Source organism: Streptomyces sp. NPDC004561, from assembly GCF_053602155.1.
Genome location: NZ_JBSGDB010000753.1, coordinates 1 through 2747 on the forward strand (window position 1 = coordinate 1; position 2747 = coordinate 2747).

Sequence of the window (2747 nt, forward strand, 5' to 3'; positions counted from 1 at the left end):
GGCGCCGTGCGCGCGGGCGGGCGGCGCTACCGATGAGCGTCCGTGTACGGCTCCAGCCCCGACTCCGTCACCCACTTGTGCTCGGCGAACAGCCGCGTGCCCCGCGCGCACAGTCCGGCGTCACCGCGCGCCCGGGCGCTGAACTCCTCCGGCGTGACCCCGAACAGGTCCCGCAACGGGGCGGACGCCACGAGGAGTTCGGTGAGCAGCGCCCGCTGGCCGGGATGCCTGCGCGGCGCACCGCTGTGGTTGTGCAGCACCCCGTGCCGGTTGACGTACATGTACGCCCCCGCCAGCAGTGCACCGTCCGCCAGCTCGATCCGTACGTCCGGCGCGGGCACCCAGGCCCGCCGGAAGTTGCCGCCCCGCAGCGGTACGCCCTCGCTGGCGTCGATCACGTCCAGCTGCCGGGGGTCCAGCCAGAGGACGAACAGCTCCCGTGCGGACCGGGCCGACCTGACGGGGGAGGCGGAGACATAGCCCATGCGGCTGACGTGCGCGGAGACACCCACCTCGAGGCCCGTCACCCGCGCCCGCACCATCGGCACCGGAGCGTCGATCCCGGACTCGGTCATCTTGTGTCGCAACTGGCCGGGGCAGGCGTTGGAGCCGACCGCGAGCACCGGTGTGCGGTCGTCGTGCACCAGGCGTTCCAGCGGCAGCATCCGGTCGCCGTGCAGCAGCCCGGAGTCGGCGGGCCAGGCGCCCGGGTAGGTGAGCGGATGCTCCCGCGGCGCCCCGGCCAGGCCCAGCTCCTCCAGCGTGGCCATGCCTGGCTCAGTCCGCCGGTGGCAGCTCGCCCGAGCCGCGCGTGATCAGGCGGGTCGGCAGCTCGACGCGCTCCGGCGCGACGAGCCCGCCGTCCAGCTGGCGGAAGAGCCGTTCGGCCGCGGTACGGCCGAGCGCGGCCGCGTCCTGGGCGACGACCGTGACGCCCGGCCGGAGCAGATCGCCCAGCTCGATGTCGTCGAAACCGACGAGGGCGACCTGGCGGGACTGCTCGGCGAGGACCCGGATCACGGTCACCGTCACCCGGTTGTTGCCCGCGAAGACGGCGGTGACGGGATCGGGGCCGGCGAGCATCTCCTCCGCAGCCAGGCGCACCCGCTCCGGATTCGTCGCCCCGAGGGACATCCAGCGGTCCTCGACCGGTATCCCCGCGTCCTCCATGGCCGCCCGGTAGCCGCGCAGCCGCTCGGCCGCGGTGTGGATCCGGGGCATGTCGCCGATGAACCCGATCCGGCGGTGCCCGTGCGCGATCAGGTGGGCGACGCCGTCTCGGGCACCGCCGAAGTTGTCGGACAGCACCACGTCGGCGTCGATCCGGCCGGCCGGGCGGTCCACGAACACGGTCGCCACGCCCGCCCGGATCTCCGGCTCCAGATAGCGGTGGTCGTCCCCGGCCGGGATCACCACCAGACCGTCCACCCGCCGTGCGCACAGCGCAAGCGCCAGTTCCTGCTCCCGCTCCGGGTCCTCCGCGCTCGAACCGTTGATCAGCAGGGCGCCGTGGGAGCGGGCGACCTCCTCGACGGCTCGGCTGAGCGGGCCGTAGAACGGGTCCGCGAGGTCCTCCAGGACGAGGCCGATGCTCGCCGTGCGCCCCTTGCGCAGCACGCGCGCGCTGTCGTTGCGGCGGAAGCCCAGCGCCTCGATGGCCTCCTGCACCCGGCGCTCGGTGTCCGGGGTGACCCCGGGCTCGCCGTTGACCACCCGGGACACCGTCTTCAGTCCCACCCCGGCCCTGGCCGCGACGTCCTTCATCGTCGGGCGGTTGCCGTACCGGTTCCCCGGGAGGCGGTCTGCGCGGCGGGTGGTCTCGGGCACGATGCGCTGTCCTGTCTCTCGTCCGTCTCGTCCACGGGGGAGGCGTCCACGGAGAATGCGTCCCGGGTGGTGCGTCGAGCCATGGTTTGTATGAGGATGTGGCGTCGAGCATAGAGCCTGGACAACGTTGTCAGATGCGCGAGAGACTGTCCACCGCTGTTCGCCGGCCCGCGCCCCCACCGCTTGACCGGCCCTGCGCACCTTCTGGTTCTCGAGCTTCAACGGGGAGATCTGACACTGATGCACACCGACCTCGTGGCAGCCCTGGACATCGGCGGCACCAAGATCGCCGGGGGTCTGGTGGACGGCCACGGACGGATCCTGGCGTGGGCCCAGCGGGGCACCCCCGCCCAGCAGGACGGCGAAACGGTCATGCGGGCCGTCGAGGAGGTGCTCGGCGACCTCGCCGGCTCTCCCCTGTGGGGACGCGCCGGCTCGGTCGGCATCGGCAGCGCGGGCCCGGTGGACGCCGCCGCGGGCACCGTCAGCCCGGTGAACGTCCCCGGCTGGCGGGACTTCCCGCTGGTCGAGCGGGTACGTGCGGCCACCGGGGGCCTGCCGGTCGAGCTGATCGGCGACGGGGTCGCGATCACGGCGGCCGAGCACTGGCAGGGCGCCGCCCGCGGCCACGACAACGCGCTGTGCATGGTGGTGTCGACCGGTGTCGGCGGCGGCCTGGTCCTGAACGGGCAGCTGCACCCCGGCCCGACCGGGAACGCCGGGCACATCGGCCACATCAGCGTCGACCTCGACGGCGACTTCTGCCCGTGCGGCTCCCGCGGCTGCGTGGAGCGCATCGCCAGCGGGCCCAACATCGCCCGCCGGGCCCTGGAGGGCGGCTGGCGTCCCGGCCCGGACGGGGACACCTCGGCCGCCGCGGTGGCCGCCGCCGCCCGGGCGGGCGACCCGGTCGCCGTGGC

Annotated in this window: 3 protein-coding genes; 1 reads left to right on the top strand and 2 read right to left on the bottom strand. The window is 74.1% G+C overall.

From position 1 onward, the window contains the following. Nucleotides 1-26: 26 nt before the first annotated feature. Both ACWEN3_RS44720 and ACWEN3_RS44725 read right to left on the bottom strand, forming a co-directional pair. Complete coding sequence (locus tag ACWEN3_RS44720) at nucleotides 27-770, bottom strand: hypothetical protein (RefSeq protein WP_452983949.1); 744 nt, start codon at nucleotides 768-770, stop codon at nucleotides 27-29. A 7-nt stretch (nucleotides 771-777) separates the two neighbouring features. Further along, nucleotides 778-1827: a LacI family DNA-binding transcriptional regulator gene (locus tag ACWEN3_RS44725; RefSeq protein ID WP_452983952.1), complete on the bottom strand. Its 1050-nt coding sequence runs from the start codon at nucleotides 1825-1827 to the stop codon at nucleotides 778-780. Between the two features lie 240 nt (nucleotides 1828-2067). Between ACWEN3_RS44725 and ACWEN3_RS44730 the strand changes: the two genes are divergently transcribed. Continuing rightward, nucleotides 2068-2747 (top strand): ROK family protein (locus ACWEN3_RS44730; RefSeq protein WP_452983955.1); only part of this gene is annotated, 680 nt, incomplete at its 3' end.

What these genes read in the sequence shown, in the direction of transcription:
- ACWEN3_RS44720 (WP_452983949.1), bottom strand. Translation starts at nt 770, where the DNA reads ATGGCCACGCTGGAGGAGCTGGGCCTGGCCGGGGCGCCGCGGGAGCAT.